Genomic DNA, 18,750 nt, shown 5'->3' on the forward strand with positions numbered 1-18,750 from the left:
ATGCATTTTACTATGTAATACAAAGTAAAATGTGATACAATATATTTATCAAAGGATAAATATGCAAGATGATTATAAAAAATGGTTAACCCAATTTAGAAAAGGTTATGTAGAACTCTATACTCTCTTGTCTTTAAAAAAGAACTCGCCCATGCATGGTTTAGCCATTCTTAGATTTTTTGAAAAACATAATTTATCTATAAATGAAGGTACCTTATATCCTTTACTTAATAGAATGGAAACAAATGGCTGGTTAAGTTCTTCATGGAATGTACCAAAAATATCTGGCCATCCCAAAAGAGAATATACAATTTCAAAAAAAGGTGAAGAAATTTTGCCTTTACTCTTACTTGCTTACGAAGAACACCATAAAAGTATCAATCAAATAATGAAGGAAAAATAATGAAAACAAATACATATCTTAGTGAATTAAAAAAAGAGTTATCTCTTCTTCCTAAAAAACAAAGAGATGATATTCTAAAAGAAATATCATCATATATAGATGAAAGTCAAGCCACTTACGAAGATGCAATACAACGTTTTGGATCAGCTTCTGCTTTGGCCCTTTCTTATTTAGAAGATAATCCTGAAATAAAAGTAAAAAAAACAGGTACTTTGCCTAAATTACAAAAATTTTTTATTGGACTTTCTGTTTTCTCTATATCTTTGGTTATTCTTGCATTTTTTCTTTTCAAATATTTTACGCAAGATGCTTTTGATTACAGCAAATACAATGCAGAAAATATTCAAAATAAAATAACACAAAATTGGACAAACGTAGAAAATATAAAGAATATTGAAGTGCATCAAGCGAACGCAGTAATGTATTGGAGTAAAAATAATATTTCTAAATATTCATGCTCAAAAGAAGTAAGCTTTGTCAAAGAAAATACACTAATAGTGAAACAAAATACGTGTTATTTTATACTCCCTAAAAAAATGTTTCATATTACTGCTTTTCAAGCTGACATAACCTTGATTGAGCCTTTATATGAAACAGCTGTGAAAATTGAACAAGCAGAGTTACGAATTTGGGAAAATGCTAAAGAATATGAATATATATTTAAAAAAGAACACAGTAATATAAAATCTTTAAAATCTGTAAAAGGAAATATCGTAATTAGTATTGATGCTTTTCAAGCACATGTAAATAAATACGAATACTAAGATTTAAAAAAATCATTTATAGTTTTGAAATATTTATGAATATTTTCAAAACTGTGATTTCCACCCTCTTCTATATACATAAGACTTCCTTTTAAAAATAATTCAGCTTCTTTATAATCCAATACTTCATCCTCTTTTTGAAGTAAAAGAAGAAAATCCTTTGTATTCTTAAGATTCTTTTGTTCCAAATTTTTTAAAAATTCTAAATGTTCTTTTTTTACTTCAAATAAAGAATTGTCGTAATAATTTGTTTGCATTCCAATTTTTTCTAATGTTTTAGAAGGATAAATTGCAGGATTAATTAATACTGCTTTTATTTTATATTTATTGGCTAAATACATACAATAAAAACCTCCTAAAGAGGATCCAATTAAACGTACTTTCTCATTTTTATGCAATAACATTTCAATAATTTGCTCCAAGGTATTAAGTGCTAAACATGGGACATATGACAAAGAAGGTATAAGAATATCTTCTTTATACTTCTTTTTAAAAAGTTTTGCTTTGTTTCCAAAACCACTGGATGCAAAACCATGGATATAAATTATCATTGTTTCTCTTTTTTGTATTTTATTTCTATTTGTAATGTTTTTTAATCTTAGGTAAATTATATTGTATTATCCTTATAATAAGAAAAAACAGAGGGTTATTATGGCGAAAAAAAAAGTATCTTTATTTGAATGTCAACATTGTGGAACACAAGTTGGCAAATGGTTAGGAAAATGTCCTGATTGTGGGGGATGGGATAGTTTTATTGAACTCTCAAGCGCTCAACAAGAAGTTTTAGAACAAACCAAGAAAATTGTTTCTACAAAAATAAAAGCTACTGCTATTACCGATGTAAAACAAGACAATATTATTCGTTTTTCCTCTTATAATGACGAATTTGATTTAGTTTTGGGAGGAGGAATAGTTCCTGGTTCTTTGACTTTAATAGGGGGAAGTCCAGGCGTTGGAAAATCTACGCTCTTATTAAAAGTAGCTGGTTCAATTGCAAAAAATGGGAAAAAAGTTCTTTATGTTTCAGGTGAAGAAAGCATGGGACAAATCAAACTAAGAGCCAATAGACTGGATGCTAATCATCAAAATCTGTTTTTATTTCCAGAAATCAAATTAGAAGAAATACAAGATGAGTTATTAAGACAAGACTATGCAGTAGTTATTATTGATTCTATACAAACTATGTATTCAAGTAATCTTACAAGCTCCCCAGGTTCTGTAACACAAGTTAAAGAAATTACTTTTGAATTAATGAGAAAAGCAAAAGAGAGTGATATTTCTATGTTTATTATTGGACATATTACAAAAGATGGTGCAATTGCAGGTCCAAGAGTGTTAGAACATATGGTTGATACGGTTTTATATTTTGAAGGAGAAGCTTCAAAAGAGTTAAGAATGTTACGTTCTTTTAAAAACAGATTCGGCTCAACGAGTGAAATTGGTATTTTTGAGATGACCAATGAAGGTTTGCTGTCTGCTAAAGATATATCCTCAAAATTCTTTGACAAAAGTAAATCTCAAGCAGGTTCTGCTTTAACAGTAGCAATTGAAGGTACTCGCTCACTTATTCTTGAAGTTCAAGCCCTCGTTTGTGATTCTAATTTTCCTAATCCCAAACGTTCATCTACTGGTTTTGATATTTCACGCTTAAATATGCTTTTGGCATTGCTTGAAAAAAAGCTTGATTTACCTTTGAATAACTATGATGTTTTTATTAATATTTCTGGTGGAATCAAAATCAAAGAAAGTTCTGCTGATTTAGCTGTGATTGCAGCTATTATCTCTTCTTTTAGAGACAGACCTATTTCAAAAGAATCTGTTTTTATTGGAGAAGTCTCTTTAACCGGTGAAATAAAAGATGTATATTCCATGGATTTACGCTTAAAAGAAGCCCAAGCCCAAGGTATAAAAAAAGCTATCATTGCAAAAAAACCCAAGATAAAACTAAAACTAACTACCTATGATGTAGATGAAGTTTATAAAATGCTGGAACTATTTTAAGCGCCTAAAAATACTTCATTTTTTTAATCTCTTACTTTATAACTTTTCGATATAATTGCGAAAAATTATAAGGTAGATTTTGATTGATATTGACAACCAAAGTACATTCGATTTTAAACCTCACTTATGTGAGAAAATATTAAAAAGTCTTAGTGATAAAAGCATAGAGCTTATTATCTGTGACAATTCATATATACAAGACCTTAACAATGAACACAGACAAAAAGATAAAGCGACGGATGTTTTATCTTTTCCTCTGGAGTTTGACTTTCCCAATATGCCTCTTGGCTCAATAGTAATTTCATATGATTTCGTAAAAGAAAAAGCTTCTTTATATAAACACAAAGAAGAAGAAGAATTTACTCTCTTATTTATACATGGTTTATTGCATCTTTTAGGTTATGATCATGAAATAGATAATGGAAAACAAAGAGATAAAGAAGAAGAACTTATAAAAGAATTTAATTTACCAAATAGTTTAATAATAAGGAACCAATAAAATGGATATTGTAATATTTATTCTTGCCATGACGGCGCTTGTTTTTGGAGCAGACTTTATAATCAATCAAAGTGAAAAAATTGCACTGCATTATAAAATTTCACCTTTTGTTATAGGAGCTACTCTTGTTGCCCTAGGTACTTCTTTACCTGAAATGGCTGTTTCGGTATCTGCATCCTTACATGGAAGTGGTGACATTGCAGTTGCAAATGTAATTGGAAGTACTATTTTTAATATTTCCCTTGTATTGGGTACGGTATTTTTAATTGCTAAAAATATCAATCCAAGCAGAGATATTTTTGCAAAAGATTCTGCCTGGTCATTATTTCCTATTCTAATTTTTATTTTAATGTCAATTGATGGGCAATTAACTGCATTTGATGGTGTCTTATTTTTAATATTAATGGCATCTTATTTGGCTTTTTTAATTTCATCCAATCAAGTAGAAGAATCACATGAAGATGATAAAGAAAAATTTGCCTGGGGAAAAGCTTCATTTTTTTTAATTATTGGTTTTCTACTTACAATAGGAGGGGCTGATTTTGCTATTTCTAGTGCTTCTAATATTGCAAGAGAATTTGGAATAAGTGAATGGATTATTGGCTTATTTTTAGTTGCTTTTGGTACGTCTTTACCAGAACTTACTATTTCAATAAAAGCTGCTTTAAATAATAATGCAGATTTAGCTATTGGAAATATTATAGGTTCAAATGTTGCAAACTTTACAATGGTATTAGGAATAGCTTCTATTGTTAATCCTTTGAACGTGGATTTAAGCGCTTATTTCTTTGATATTGCGGCTGCTTTTATACTCTCTTTAATGTTGGTATTTATAACAGCAAACAGGTTATATAATAGAAGTGCGGGAATTGTATTAATGGTAGTACTTGCTTTAGTTATAAACAATGGTTTCTAAATAAAGGTAGTTACCTTTATTTAGAAGCACAGGTTTTACAAATACCTGTGAAACATAAAGAAGTTTTTTCAATTTCAAAACTGGAATTTGAAGCTACTTCTTTCATTAAGTTTTGCAAAGAAAAATCCATATCTTCAATTTCTCCACAAGTAGAACAAATAGTATGAGCATGATCTTTTTTACTTAATTCAAAAACAGATTTTTTATGTTCAATCTTAACTTCATCAACAAATACTTTTTCAATCATTGCATTAATATTCTTATAAATAGTTGCCAAAGAAATACTTGGGAACTTTACTAATAATACTTGGTATAAAGAATCAATATTCATATGCCCATGTTTATGTAATTCATCAACAATAGCAATTCGTTGTGGGGTTACTTTAAGGTTATAATCTTTTAAAAGCTTCGTATAATTCATAATTTAACTCCAATATAGCGCGATAATACAATAAATAAGTGTAAATAGCAAATTATTCTAAATACAAACTTAATTAATTATATAGCCTTATTTATAAATGTTTAATTAGGGATATATATTATTAGGTAATAATAATTTTCCTTTAAGTATTTTAGGACTATAATTATCAAAGGATAATTATTATCCTTAAGTGAGAAGAATGTATTATAATAAATAAACTTATTTAGTTATGATATTGAATATTAAACCCCTAAAGGAAAATAGATGAAACAATATGAATTATATAAATGTTCTACCTGTGGTAGTGAAGTTGAAGTACAAGTTACGGGAAAAGGAAATTTATCCTGTTGTAATAAAGACATGGAAAATATTACTAAAAGTTTGACACAAGTTGTTTTACTTAAAGCTTTTGCAGGTGAGTCTATGGCTAGAAATAAATATGAATATTATGCAAAAATAGCCCAAAAAGAAGGATATAGAGATATTGCAGAACATTTTCAAAGAGCTGCCAATAATGAAAAAGTACATGCTAAACTTGAATTAAAGCTTTATAATAATTTAACAATAGAAAAAGACTTTGGAAATACAAAAGAAAACTTACGCGAAGCAATCGAAGGTGAAGCCTATGAAAATATAACTATGTATCCTGATTTTTCAGCCATTGCAAAAGAAGAAGGACATAAAGAAGCAGCACGAATACTTGCTGGTATTGGAAAAATAGAGATAGAGCATGAAAACATGTATAGAATGCTTTTAGAAAGATTGGAAAATGATGAAGAACACTTAAGCTCAAATAAAGATGAAGAATGGATTTGTGAAGTCTGTGGACATGTACACAGAGGGAAAAAACCACCTAAAATCTGTCCCGTATGTGCTCACCCACAAGAATATCAATCACGTTTAAACAGTAAAAAATAGTTTTTTAAAATAAAGAAAAGTCACTTTTTGTTAGTATTGGGTAAAATGACAGATGATTTTTAAATCCCTGTTTATTTTTATTTTATTAATAAAAGTGCTTTTTGCGGAAGAATTTACTGTTGCTTCTTTCAATGTAGAGAATCTTTTTGATTTAAAAAATGATGGTACAGAATATAAAGAATATGTGCCTAATACTACATCTCTTTGGAATAAAAAAACGCATGACATTAAACTCAATAATATTTCAAAAGTAATTCGTAGCTTAGATGCAGATATTATTGTTTTACAAGAAATTGAATCCCTTAGCGCCCTTCTGTCTTTAAAAAAAAGAACCAAGTATAAATACCATGCTTTTAGTAAACAAAAAAAATCGTCCATAGGTTTGGCTGTATTAAGTAATTATAAAATTCTAAAACAACATACCCTAAAGGTCAAATCAAGAAAAATCAAGCGTGATATTCAAGAAGTAGATATACAAATACAAAACAAACGCATCAAAATATTTAACAACCATTGGCCATCAAAAAGGCAAAAAGAATCTTTTCGTATTTTATATGCAAATACTCTCAATAACTATATAAAAAAATTTCAAGAAGATCTTGATTATATATTACTTGGAGATTTTAACAGTAATTATAATGAGAAAGAAACACTAAAACTAAATAAAGATTTAAATGACAGCTACAATATTACAGGTATAAATGATATTCTACTCTCATCAAATAAAATACACAAAAAAAATCCCTATCATTATAACTTATGGTACGAACTTGAATACACAGAACGTTTTTCTGCAATGTATAGAAACAATAAAATCACACCGGATAATATATTATTGCCCCAAGCTTTATTTGATCAAAAAAATATTTCTTATATAAACAATAGTTTTAAGGTATTAAAAAAACCTTATCTTATTACTAAGAAAAAAATACACCGTTGGAAAATGATAAAAAAATATACAGTGCATGCGGGAGAAGGATACTCTGATCACTTAGCAATTATTGCCAGTTTTGATACAGAACCTTATAAACAAATAAAAAAAGTAACACAAAACAAGGGCATAGCCGCTTTATATAAAAATAACGCTACAAATATAAAAATTAAAAATGCTGTAGTTATATACAAAAATAAGAACAACTACATAATTAAACAAAAGAATAATAGAGCCATATACATTTATAATTCAAAAGAAAAACTTGAACTTTCATCTTCTTATAACTTATACATTTTAAAAACAAAAGAACATTATGGATTAAAAGAAATAAGCTCGTTTAGAATAATTAAAAAACATCCAAAAAAAGAAAATATAATAGAGTATTTCACCCAAGCCAAAAGTATAAATTTATTTGATATGAAATATCAAAATGAACTTATTATCAATCTTAAGGGGCACTATAAAAAGGGTTATTTGTATTATGTCAAAAAGAATAATACGTATAAAATAAGACTTTATTCCAAAGATAAAACACTTTTACCTAAAAATGGGCAAAAAATTAATATAATACAAGCGCATTTGTCTTTTTTCAAAAACAAGGCACAAATAATTATTAATAAAAAAAGCGAGTACTATGCTTATTAAATCTATTTTTACAAACAGTTCAGGTATATTATTTTCAAGAGTTCTAGGTTTTATTCGTGACTTATTAACAGCATCAATTTTAGGCGCTAATATATATTCAGATATCTTTTTTGTTGCATTTAAAGTACCCAATTTATTCAGACGAATTTTTGCAGAAGGTGCTTTTACTCAAGCTTTTATTCCTGCTTATGCAAAAAGTAAACATAAAATACAATTTTCATCTGCAATATTTCTTTCATTTTTTGCTTTCATCATGCTTTTATCACTTTTAGTAACACTGTTTTCAAAATTTGTAACAAGTTTTATTGCCATTGGTTTTGATGATAAAACAATAGAATTAACAGCTCCCTTACTTGCTATAAATTTTTATTATTTACCAATGATATTTATTGTAACCTTTATGGCCGCACTCTTACAGTATAAAAATCATTTTGCTACTACAGCATTTTCAACAGCTTTACTTAATCTATCTTTAATTGCTGCTTTATTAATTTCAAAAGATTTGGACAAATACGATATTACTTTTTACCTATCTTATGGGGTTTTAATAGGTGGAATGCTTCAAATATTAGTACATATTATTGCTTTGAAAAACAAAAATTTGCTAAAAGTCTTAAGTTTTAATAAAATCAAATTTGCACAAAGAAAATTTTATAATTCTTTTGCTGCCGCAACATTGGGCTCATCAACAGCCCATTTATCGGCATTTATAGATACGTGGTTAGCATCATTTTTAATAAGTGGAAGTATTTCTTACCTTTATTATGCCAATAGAATTTTTCAACTTCCTTTGGCATTATTTGCTATAGCTACTAGTGTAGCGTTGTTTCCCATGATAGCAAAAGCTATAAAAAACAAAAATGAAAATAAAGCTTTAAGCCTAATGAAGAAAGCAAGTATGATTTTGTCAGTTTTATTACTGATATCCTCTTTTATTGGAATATTTTTCAATGAATTCATTGTTGAACTTCTGTTTCAAAGAGGTGAATTTACGCAAGTAGATACCATGAATACAGCATTAATACTTTTAATGTATTTAATTGGTCTTTTGCCATATGGAATATCAAAAATATTTTCTTTATGGTTATATGCACAAGAAAAACAATTTATTGCAGCAAAAATATCTATGAAAGCTTTAACTTTCAATATAGTTTTTTCTTTAATTTTATTTAAACCTTATGGAGCAACTGGTCTTGCATTTGCTAGTACAATCGGTGGTTTTGTATTATTTTATTATACAATAAAAGAATTTGGTTTTAAAAAGTTTTATAATCTTTTCAAAAATAGCTAGTTTTCTTAAAAAATAATATTAATTAATTTTATAAATAAACTTTTTTATTTTTACTGCTATTATTCCAATAAATAATAGTGTAAGGATTTTACTATGCTAAAAAAAGTACTTTTGACCCTACTTTTGTCCGCCTGTACATTGTTTTCTGTAGAAATCGGAATTTATGAACAACAAGACAAAGAAATCAATTTAGATTTAAAGTTTACGAATGAATATAATCAAGTAAAAACGCTAAGAGAAATAATAGATAATAAACCTACAATTTTAACTATTAACTACTTCAACTGCCCTACTTTATGTTCCCCTATGTTATACGAAGTTGCAGATGTTATTCCCCGAATTGGACTGATCCCTGGAAAAGAATTTAATGTAATTACCCTAAGTATTGAAAAAAATGACACTTTTAAACATGCAAAAGAAACAAAAGACAAAATCTTTAAGACCTTTAAAAAACCATTTAATGCAAATGCATGGTCGTTTCTAACCACAACTAATCAGGAAAATATAGATATAATAACAAATTCTGTTGGTTTTAAATATGAACGACGTGTAAAAGATGGAGTTGTTGATTATTTGCATCCTGCAGCAATCATGGTTTTAACACCAAAAGGGAAAGTAAGCAGATATTTAAATGGTATCACGTACTTACCTTTTGATCTAAAACTTGCGATTTATGAAGCAAGCGAAGAAAAAACAAGACCAACAATTGCAAATACTTTACTTTACTGTTTTGCTTACGATGCAGAAAGTAAAACGTATTTGTTTAAAGCGGAAAAAATTGTCGGCGGTTTAATTTTTGCTACTGTAGTAGCATTTTTTGTATTTGTATACCGAACAGGTAAACGAGATGACAAAAGAAAATTAGAAGAAATAAAAAAACGAAAAGAAAAAGAAGAAAAAGACGCGTAAGCGTTTCCATCAAACGAAAAGGAGAGATAATGACACACAAAAGCTTTTATGATGAGACGCACACCGTCTTTGGACATCATGAAAATAAAATTTTACAATGGATTTTTTCTATTGATCACAAAAGAATAGCAATACTTTACATGATTGTAATGTTTGCATTTTTTGCAGTAGCACTGCTAGTTGCACTAACAATGAGGATTGAACTGTTCTTCCCAGGAGAACAAGTTTTAACTCCAGATCAATTTAACCAGGCATTTACTTTGCATGGGGTAATTATGGTATTTTTATTCATCATTCCAGGTATTCCTGCTATTTTTGGTAACTTTTTATTACCAATTATGATTGGTGCAAAAGATGTATCATTTCCACGACTAAATTTATTTTCATGGTGGCTATTTTTATTAGGTGCAATAATTGCTTTATCTTCATTATTTGTAGGTAATGGTTTTGCTGATACTGGATGGACATTTTATGCGCCTTATAGTGTTAATACAGATACAAATGTAATTGCTGCTTTAAGTGCTGCATATATCTTAGGAATGGCAAGTATTCTTACGGGAATTAACTTTGTTGTAACTATTCACAGATTAAGAGCTCCTGGTATGGGATTCTTTAAAATGCCTTTATTTGTATGGGGTTTATATTCAACTGCATGGATTCAAGTTTTAGCTACTCCTGTAATTGGAATTACATTAATTCTAGTAATTATTGAAAAAACAATTGGTATTGGTATTTTTGATCCTGCAAAAGGTGGAGATCCAATTCTTTATGAACACTTATTTTGGATTTATTCTCATCCCGCAGTTTATTTAATGATTTTACCAGCATTTGGTGTTGTTTCTGAAATCGTACCTACATTCTGTAGACGGACTATCTTTGGATACAGATCAATTGCAATTTCTTCTGCAATGATTTCTATTATCGGATACTTGGTTTGGGGACATCACTTATTTTCTTCTGGTATGAGTGAATGGGCGAAAGTTACTTTCTCATTTTTAACATTTTTTGTTTCAATTCCTACTGGTATTAAATTCTTTGACTGGATTGCTACTATGTATAAAGGTTCAATTGTAATGAAAACACCTATGTTATGGGTTATTGGAACAATTGTTACTTTTGCAATTGGAGGACTAACAGGAGTTGTATTAGCAACACTTGGGATTACTGCTCACTTACATGATACATATTATGTTGTTGCTCACTTCCATTACGCAATGTTTGGTGGAGTTGTATTCATGATGTTTGCAGCATTTCATTACTGGTATCCAAAATTTGTTGGAAGAATGTATGACGAAGCAAAAGCTAAAATTGCATTCTGGATGATTTTCTTAGGATTTAACATATTATGGTTCCCAATGTTTATAGCTGGAATTTTAGGTATGCCTAGAAGATATTTTGATTATTTACCAGAATTTACTATTTATCATCAAATTTCAGGTGTTGGTGCGGTATTAACACTTTCAGGAATTGGATTTATGGCTTATGTTTTAATCAAAGGTTTAAAAAATGGAGAAATCGCAAGTGCAAACCCATGGAATGCAACTACGTTAGAGTGGCAAATTGATTCACCACCACCATTAGAAAACTTTAGAAATACACCATATATTGATTTTGAACCTTACGATTATAAAGATGGTTTACCCGTTCATAATCTTTATGATGAAATTCACAAAGGGAGATAACATGGATCATTCAAGTGAAATAGAAATTATCTACGATAAACAAGGTAATCCTCATGAAGTCGTAGACTTTAATGATGATTATCAAGCATCAAAACTTGGTTTTTGGTTCTTCTTATTTACAGAGTTAATGTTATTTGGAGGAATGTTCTTAGTATTTACATTCTACTTTTACAGATATACAGATAATTTTTTAGAAGCATCTGCTACGTTAAATATTGTTCTTGGTGGAGTTAATACTTTTGTTCTTTTAATTTCTACATACTTTTTAGGTATGGGTTTAATCAACTTTAAAAATGGTGAAGTTTCAAAAGCAAAAGTTAAAATTGTACTTACTATTGTTTTCTCAATTCTTTTCTTAACGATTAAGTATTTTGAGTGGATGGCTGAGATTCATCATGGTATTTATCCTGATTCTGACATTTTAAATGCAAAAGAAAGTGGAGTTATTTTATTCTTTGGTTTATACTTTACAATGACAGGACTTCATGGAATTCATATTATTATTGGTATTGCTTTAATGACTTGGGTATTAATTTTAATGAACAAAGGAACAATTACTACAAAAAAATATGTTATATTTGAAAATGTAGCTTTATATTGGGATTTAGTTCATATGGTTTGGGTATTTTTATTCCCACTCTTTTACATTACTGGATTAGGGAGATAAGATGACAAATCACGAAACATTAACAGAAAGTATGTTTATTAAAGTATTTTTTGCTTTAATAGGATTAACTACTTTAACTTTTTTACAACCTTATTTCATGCATCAAGATCTTCAAAATACGATTGCAATTCAAATGTTTATTGCAGTAATTAAGACATTTTTAATTGGCGCTTATTATATGCACCTTAAGTATGAAGAACCATTGTATAGATGGATTGTTTTAATAGCACTTATTACGCTTAGTATATTTTTTATAATTACATCTTTTGATGCAATTTTTAGAAATAGTATTAATGATTTTTTTACTTAGGAGAATAGAATGTTAGAAGGAATGGAAGGCGTATCAAGTTTCGCCGGTGAAATTGATTATGCATTTTGGACAGTAAATCTAATTTGTTTATTCTTATTTGTAATTACTATAGGTGCTATGTTTATCTTTTTATATCAATACGATGAAAAAAGATCAAAGCCAACAGATACTAAAAATATTAAACATAATACTCCACTTGAAATTGCTTGGACAATAATTCCAACTATTTTAATGATGGTTATTTTTTATATTGGATTAGATGCTTTAAAGATTCAAAGAACTATGCCAGCTGATGATAAAGCAGTTGTTGTAAAAGTTATTGGTAAAAAATGGTCTTTTTCTTTTGAGTATGCAAATGGTAAAAAGAGTTCTTCTTTAATAGTTCCTATTGGACAAGATGTTAAATTAAACATGACTGCTCCACTTGATGATGTATTACATGCATTTTATGTGCCTGCATTTAGAATTAAAGAAGATATTGTTCCTGGACAAATCACAAAATTGTGGTTTAATGCTACAAAACTAGGAAAATTTGACATTATGTGTGCTGAGTACTGTGGTACAAGACATGCATATATGAGAGCCGATGTAAAAGTTGTATCTCAAGAAGAATTTGATGAATTTTTAAATCCTACAGTAGTTGCTGCGCGAACAGCAATGGATGTGTTTAATGAAACTGGCTGTATTGGATGTCATACTCTAGATGGTACAGTATCTGCAGGTCCTTCTTTCAAAGATATTTATAACAAAGAAGTTAAAGTTATAAGTAATGGCGTAACTAAAACGGTAACAAGAGACGATGCTTATTTAGTGAGAGCAATTGATGATCCAGATGCTGAAGTTGTTGAAGGTTTTATGGCCGGAATGATGCCTAGTTTTAAAGGTGCATTAAGTAAAGAAGATATGACTCTTGTTCTTAATTATTTCAAAGGTATAGAAGTAGAAGCTGCTAAACCATCAATTAATGGAGCAGAAGTTGTTGATATTAATGGTTGTATTGGATGTCATACACTTGATGGAACTCCATCAGCTGGTCCTACCTTTAAAGATATTATGGGAAGAAAAACAAAAATTGTCAAAGATGGTAAAACTATTGAAATTACCATTGATGAAACATATTTAATTGAAGCAATAAAAAATCCAGAAACTGAAATTGTTGAAGGATACCAAAACATTATGCCTCCATTTAAAGATGTATTATCTGATGATGAAGTAAATGCAATTGTTGAGTATTTAAAGAAATAATATGATCAAGAATATATATGTATTAACAAAGTTTCCTTTATCATTTACAATTAGTTTATCTGCGATTTTTGGATATATTCTTGCTAATGGCAGCATAGATATGGGTCTTTTATACCCTTATCTTGCTGTTTTATTATTAGCAATGGGTGTATCTACTTTTAACCAAACGCAAGAATATAAAAAAGATGCTTTAATGCCTCGTACTAAAAACAGACCTATTCCTTCTGGGGATATGAGTTTTAGGACGGCATTAATTATTGGAATAATTATTACTTCTTCCTCTTTTTTCTTTATTTATATTCCTCATGGAGTTACAGGTCTAGTCGTTTTTTTAGCAGTTGTAATTATTTATAATCTTCTGTATACACCTGCAAAAAGACACAGTATTTATGCTGGTGTTTATGGTGCAGTTCTAGGAGTTATTCCTCCCTATATTGGTTGGGTTTCTGCAGGAAGTTACGAATTTGACATGAGATTCTTTGCTTTGGGTTTATTTTATTTTACCTGGCAAATTCCTCACTTTTGGCTTTTAAATTTAAAATATTATAAACAATATGAAGAAGCAGGTTTTCCTACTATTACCAAAGTATTTGGAGTTGATAGTTTGGTTAGAATGACCTTTATTTGGTTATTATTAACAGTAATTTGTGGCGTTTTTTTAGTAGCAATGTTTGAAGTACAATCTCCCATTATTCTTGGTTTATTGTTTGCTTTAAAAGCATATACACTTTTTACAATATTTAAACTATTGAAAAATCGAAACTATATTTATAACTTTATTAATATTAATGTATACATGTTATTTTTAATGATTATACTTTGCGTTAACGCGCTGTATATGTAACGAAGTAAATTTTAGATATAATCCTACTCTTATACAAAGAGTAGGACATCTATGAAAGAATTTTACAAACAATATCTCCCTTATTTTAAAAATTACAAACTCAAATTTTTTTATGCCGTTATAGGTATGATTTTAGTAGCAAGTGGTACTGCTGGAACTGCTTATGTTATAGAACCCTTATTAGATGATATCTTTATTAATAAAGACAGAGATATGCTTTTTATCATGCCTTTTATTATTGTTTTTTTATATACTGCTAAAAGTATGGGTGGTTATGTACAAACCTATTATATTTCTTATATAGGACAAGACATTGTAAGAATCATTAGAGATAAATTATTACAACATATTTTAAAACTTGATATGAATTTTTTTCAAAAAAAACATACAGGGGAATTAATATCTAGAATAACCAATGACATTAACCGTATTCAATCCGCAGTCTCAAACCAAATAGCAGATATGATACGCGAATTTTTAACGATAATTGGACTTATTTCTGTTGCAATTTACCAAAGTTATGAACTTGCTTTTTATGGTTTAATTGTTTTACCTCTAGCCATTCTACCTTTAAGTAAATTGGCTAAAAAAATGAAAGCTCTTTCTTTTAAATCACAAGAGAGTGTTTCAGATATTACTACACACTTAAGTGAAACCTTCCAAAATATTGAACTCATAAAAGCAAATTCAACAGAAAGACTTGAATTAAAAAGTTTTGCAAAACACAATCAAAACTTTTTTAGTATAAATATGAAGGGTGTTAAAGTAAATGCTTTAGTATCACCTGTAATGGAAATCATAGGTTCTGTGGGTTTTGCAGCAGTTATTATTGTTGGAGGGGCTCAAGTAATTGATGGCATTATAACAACAGGTTCTTTTTTATCCTTTACAACTGCCCTCTTTATGCTCTATACCCCTATTAAAAGATTATCACGAGTGTACAATCAAATGCAAGATGCAATTGCAGCAAATGAAAGAATTAATCAATTATTTGCTCATAAAACAGAAATAATATCAGGTCCTTTAAAATGTGAGGAAGTCCAAACAATTGATTTTAACAATGTTTCTTTAAAATACGATAATTTTACTGCTTTAAAAAATATACATTTAAGTGCAAAACGTGGAGATAAGATTGCTTTAGTAGGTGACAGTGGGGGAGGAAAATCTTCTTTGGTTAATTTGATTATTCGCTTTTACGATACCTCAGAGGGTAAACTTACTATTAATAATCACGATATAAAAGATATAAATATTGATTCTTTAAGAGAAAAAATTTCTATTGTTACACAAAGAGTTTATATTATTAATGACAGTATTGCTAAGAATGTAGCTTATGGATATGAAATCAATGAAGAAAAAGTAATTAAAGCTTTAAAACAAGCCCATGCTTATGATTTTGTAAAAGAACAAGAAAAAGGAATTTATACTGTTTTGGATGAAGCGGGTACTAATCTTTCAGGCGGGCAAAGGCAAAGAATTGCAATTGCAAGAGCTTTGTATAAAGATCCAGAGATTTTAATTTTAGATGAGGCTACATCTGCTTTAGATAATGAAAGTGAAAGTATTATTTCGGAAATTATTGATGAAATATCTTCTAATAAGATAACTTTTATTATTGCACACAGATTATCAACTATTAAAAGCGCAAATAAAATTGCTGTTTTTCAAAAAGGCGAAATAATTGCAATGGACAGTGAAGAAAACTTACTTAAGAACTCTAAAGAATACAAACGACTTTACAATCTTGCAAGTATTTAAGTAAAAACAATTAGAAATAATTTTTAATTTACTTTTAGGGCTAATTTAGCCCCTGCTCTAAAGAATAATTTACATTATTTTGGATAAAATATAAAATCAAAAAGGATAGCTTTGTTTAACTATGAAAACCTAAAAAAAATACTCTTTAATTTCCAGCCTGAAACAGCACATAATATTTCAGAATTTGCTTTAAAAGTCTTGCCAAGAATACGATTCTTTAATAATTATATGGTGAATAAAAACTTCATAATTAATACAAAACTAAAACAAGAAATTTTAGGAATTCCATTTATTAATCCTGTTGGTTTAGCCGCAGGTTTTGATAAAAATGCAACAATGGTTAATTCTATGATGGCTTTAGGTTTTGCAGCTACTGAAATAGGTACTATGACACCAAGACCACAAGATGGTAATGCTAAACCAAGAATGTTCAGACATATTGAATCAAAATCCATTCAAAATGCAATGGGTTTTAATAATGCGGGTTCGTTTAAAGTTGCCAAGAACTTAAAAAAAGTTTATCCACATGCAATTGTAATTGGTGCAAATATTGGAAAAAATAAAAATACACCTGAAGAATTTGCAATTAATGATTATAAAGTACTTATTGAGAGATTTAAAGATATAAGTGATTATATTGTAATTAATATATCTTCTCCTAATACACCTAATTTAAGAGACTTACAAAATGAAACTTTTATCAAAGAACTTTTTGTGATGGCTAAAAAACTAAGTAAAAAACCCATTTTCTTAAAAATTGCACCTGATATGAGTGTAAGTAATGCTATATCTTTATCAAAATGTGCAGTTAAAGCAGGAGCTGCTGGAATTATTGCTACGAATACAACTATTGAATATGCTCTTGTTAATGATGCAAAAGATTTTGGTGGTTTATCGGGGGCTTGTTTAAGCGATAAATCGTATACTTTATTCAAAGAAATAGCAAAAGAGTTATTTGGGAAAACTATTTTAATATCAGTTGGTGGAATTTCAAATGGTGCTGAAGCGTATAGAAGAATTAAAGCGGGAGCTTCTTTGGTTCAAGCCTATTCAGGAATGGTTTTTGAAGGCCCTTCTATGGTTAGAAAAATAAATGAAGAAATTTTAGAGCTCTTAGAAAAAGATGGATATAATCATATATCAGATGCTATTGGAGCAGACCTAAAAAATGAAAAATAAAAGAATATAAATGAAGAATGTTAAAACAAAAAAGCACTTTTTTATATTTAATTTTTTACTATTAATAATAATTTCAGGGGAATTAATGAGTTCAAGTTTACCAAAATATTTTACGCAAACCTTAGATAATGGTTTACAAATTGTAGTTATACCTATGCATAATAACAGCTCTGTTGTTTCTACAAATATTTTTTATAAAGTAGGTTCAAGAAATGAAGTAATGGGAAAATCAGGAATTGCTCATATGCTTGAACATTTAAATTTCAAATCAACTAAAAACCTAAAAGCAGGTGAATTTGATGAAATAGTTAAAGGTTTTGGTGGCGTTAATAATGCTTCTACTTCTTTTGATTATACCAACTATTATATCAAGTCTTCTTCTAAAAATATGGATAAATCTTTAGGTTTATTTTCTGATTTATTACAAAATCTTAATTTAAAAGATGAAGAATTTCAACCAGAACGAGATGTGGTTATGGAAGAAAGACATTGGAGAACAGATAATAACCCAATGGGATATTTACAATTTAGATTGTTTAACAATGTATTTATGTACCACCCCTACCATTGGACACCTATTGGTTTTATAAACGATATTAAAAATTGGACTATTTCTGATATTAAAGAATTCCATAAAACCTACTATCAAGCAAAAAATGCAATTATAGTTGTTGCGGGAGATATTACAAAAGAGGAGGTTTTTGAAAGTGCTAAGAAGCATTTCGCTTCTATTAAGAATAAGCATGACCTTCCTTCCAAAATACATACAATTGAGCCTAAACAAGATGGGGCAAAAAGAGCGATTATTTATAAGAATTCAAGTGTGGAGATGTTAACTATTGCTTATCATATTCCTAATTTTGAGCATAAAGATCAAGTAGCACTGTCTGCTTTATCTGAATTATTTTCTTCAGGGAAAAGTTCAATTTTACAAAAAATTCTTGTAGATGAAAAAAAATTGGTTAACCAAGTATATGCTTATAATATGGAACTAAAAGATCCTGGTGTATTTATGTTTGTGGCCGTTTGTAATGAAGGTGTTAAAGCAAAAGACGTTGAAAAAGAGATTTTAAAAATCATTAAAGATGTAAAAAATGGAAAAGTAACAAAAAAAGAAATAGAGAAAATTAGAATCAATACACGAGCAGATTTTATCTTTTCACTTGAATCTTCCTCTTCTGTTGCATCTTTATACGGTTCATATTTTGTAAGAGACAATATTAAACCCTTGTTTTCGTATGAAGATGATATTAATAAAATCACTAAAGAAGATTTAATAAAAGTAGCAAATACTTATTTAAATAAAAACAATTCAACAACACTCATTTTAAAAAATGATAAAAATACTAAAGAATAGTAGGAGA

The 18,750-nt window shown here is 28.7% G+C and carries 19 protein-coding genes; 17 read left to right on the forward strand and 2 right to left on the reverse strand.

Annotation, left to right across the window (positions count from 1 at the left end; genetic code table 11):
• The first annotated feature begins 61 nt into the window (after positions 1 to 61).
• The gene (locus HRT41_12225) at positions 62 to 403 is read left to right on the forward strand and encodes a PadR family transcriptional regulator (GenBank protein ID NQY24789.1); all 342 of its coding nucleotides are present in this window, start codon (positions 62 to 64) and stop codon (positions 401 to 403) included.
• Positions 403 to 1,167 carry a hypothetical protein gene (locus HRT41_12230; GenBank protein ID NQY24790.1) on the forward strand — a complete coding sequence of 255 codons (765 nt, stop codon included), beginning with the start codon at positions 403 to 405 and terminating at the stop codon, positions 1,165 to 1,167. The genes HRT41_12225 and HRT41_12230 overlap by 1 nt, the downstream gene beginning before the upstream one ends.
• Here HRT41_12230 and HRT41_12235 read toward each other — a convergent pair.
• Entirely contained in the window at positions 1,164 to 1,718 is a 555-nt protein-coding gene (locus HRT41_12235; GenBank protein ID NQY24791.1) for an esterase, read from the reverse strand. The two genes, HRT41_12230 and HRT41_12235, sit on opposite strands and share 4 nt — an antisense overlap.
• Positions 1,719 to 1,818: 100 nt before the next feature.
• On the opposite strand from HRT41_12235, the gene radA reads away from it, so the two are divergent.
• From radA to HRT41_12250, 3 genes are all read left to right on the forward strand, one after another.
• Positions 1,819 to 3,168 (forward strand): DNA repair protein RadA, encoded by a 1,350-nt coding sequence (gene radA, locus HRT41_12240; GenBank protein ID NQY24792.1) that lies wholly within the window; start codon positions 1,819 to 1,821, stop codon positions 3,166 to 3,168.
• Positions 3,169 to 3,247: 79 nt separating this feature from the next.
• Positions 3,248 to 3,667, forward strand: coding sequence for an rRNA maturation RNase YbeY (ybeY, locus tag HRT41_12245; GenBank protein NQY24793.1), 420 nt, complete (start codon positions 3,248 to 3,250; stop codon positions 3,665 to 3,667).
• A 1-nt stretch (position 3,668) separates the two neighbouring features.
• Positions 3,669 to 4,583, forward strand: a complete 915-nt coding sequence (locus tag HRT41_12250; protein NQY24794.1) for a calcium/sodium antiporter — start codon at positions 3,669 to 3,671, stop codon at positions 4,581 to 4,583.
• A gap of 16 nt (positions 4,584 to 4,599) precedes the next feature.
• On the opposite strand, the gene HRT41_12255 is transcribed toward HRT41_12250, so the two are convergent.
• Positions 4,600 to 5,007, reverse strand: coding sequence for a transcriptional repressor (locus HRT41_12255; protein NQY24795.1), 408 nt, complete (start codon positions 5,005 to 5,007; stop codon positions 4,600 to 4,602).
• A gap of 261 nt (positions 5,008 to 5,268) precedes the next feature.
• On the opposite strand from HRT41_12255, the gene HRT41_12260 reads away from it, so the two are divergent.
• The 12 genes from HRT41_12260 (at position 5,269) to HRT41_12315 (ending at position 18,743) form a co-directional block, all read left to right on the forward strand.
• Positions 5,269 to 5,922: a rubrerythrin family protein gene (locus HRT41_12260; protein ID NQY24796.1), complete on the forward strand. Its 654-nt coding sequence runs from the start codon at positions 5,269 to 5,271 to the stop codon at positions 5,920 to 5,922.
• A gap of 52 nt (positions 5,923 to 5,974) precedes the next feature.
• Positions 5,975 to 7,501 (forward strand): endonuclease/exonuclease/phosphatase family protein, encoded by a 1,527-nt coding sequence (locus tag HRT41_12265; protein NQY24797.1) that lies wholly within the window; start codon positions 5,975 to 5,977, stop codon positions 7,499 to 7,501.
• Positions 7,491 to 8,792, forward strand: coding sequence for a murein biosynthesis integral membrane protein MurJ (murJ, locus tag HRT41_12270; GenBank protein NQY24798.1), 1,302 nt, complete (start codon positions 7,491 to 7,493; stop codon positions 8,790 to 8,792). The genes HRT41_12265 and murJ overlap by 11 nt, the downstream gene beginning before the upstream one ends.
• A 93-nt stretch (positions 8,793 to 8,885) precedes the next feature.
• Positions 8,886 to 9,701, forward strand: coding sequence for an SCO family protein (locus HRT41_12275; protein NQY24799.1), 816 nt, complete (start codon positions 8,886 to 8,888; stop codon positions 9,699 to 9,701).
• A 29-nt stretch (positions 9,702 to 9,730) separates the two neighbouring features.
• Positions 9,731 to 11,383: a cbb3-type cytochrome c oxidase subunit I gene (locus HRT41_12280; protein ID NQY24800.1), complete on the forward strand. Its 1,653-nt coding sequence runs from the start codon at positions 9,731 to 9,733 to the stop codon at positions 11,381 to 11,383.
• A 1-nt stretch (position 11,384) separates the two neighbouring features.
• Positions 11,385 to 12,050 (forward strand): cytochrome c oxidase subunit 3, encoded by a 666-nt coding sequence (locus tag HRT41_12285; protein NQY24801.1) that lies wholly within the window; start codon positions 11,385 to 11,387, stop codon positions 12,048 to 12,050.
• A 1-nt stretch (position 12,051) separates the two neighbouring features.
• A complete protein-coding gene (locus tag HRT41_12290) occupies positions 12,052 to 12,360 on the forward strand; it encodes a cytochrome C oxidase subunit IV family protein (GenBank protein ID NQY24802.1) in 309 nt (102 codons plus the stop codon).
• A 9-nt stretch (positions 12,361 to 12,369) separates the two neighbouring features.
• Positions 12,370 to 13,605: a cytochrome c oxidase subunit II gene (gene coxB / locus HRT41_12295; GenBank protein NQY24803.1), complete on the forward strand. Its 1,236-nt coding sequence runs from the start codon at positions 12,370 to 12,372 to the stop codon at positions 13,603 to 13,605.
• 1 nt (position 13,606) lies between these two features.
• Positions 13,607 to 14,449 carry a UbiA family prenyltransferase gene (locus tag HRT41_12300; protein ID NQY24804.1) on the forward strand — a complete coding sequence of 281 codons (843 nt, stop codon included), beginning with the start codon at positions 13,607 to 13,609 and terminating at the stop codon, positions 14,447 to 14,449.
• Between the two features lie 51 nt (positions 14,450 to 14,500).
• A complete protein-coding gene (locus HRT41_12305; GenBank protein ID NQY24805.1) occupies positions 14,501 to 16,207 on the forward strand; it encodes an ABC transporter ATP-binding protein in 1,707 nt (568 codons plus the stop codon).
• A gap of 111 nt (positions 16,208 to 16,318) precedes the next feature.
• Entirely contained in the window at positions 16,319 to 17,386 is a 1,068-nt protein-coding gene (locus HRT41_12310; GenBank protein NQY24806.1) for a quinone-dependent dihydroorotate dehydrogenase, read from the forward strand.
• A gap of 10 nt (positions 17,387 to 17,396) precedes the next feature.
• Positions 17,397 to 18,743: an insulinase family protein gene (locus tag HRT41_12315; protein NQY24807.1), complete on the forward strand. Its 1,347-nt coding sequence runs from the start codon at positions 17,397 to 17,399 to the stop codon at positions 18,741 to 18,743.
• Positions 18,744 to 18,750: the final 7 nt, after the last annotated feature.

The organism is Campylobacteraceae bacterium (assembly GCA_013215945.1).
In the GTDB taxonomy this organism is placed as follows: domain Bacteria; phylum Campylobacterota; class Campylobacteria; order Campylobacterales; family Arcobacteraceae; genus NORP36.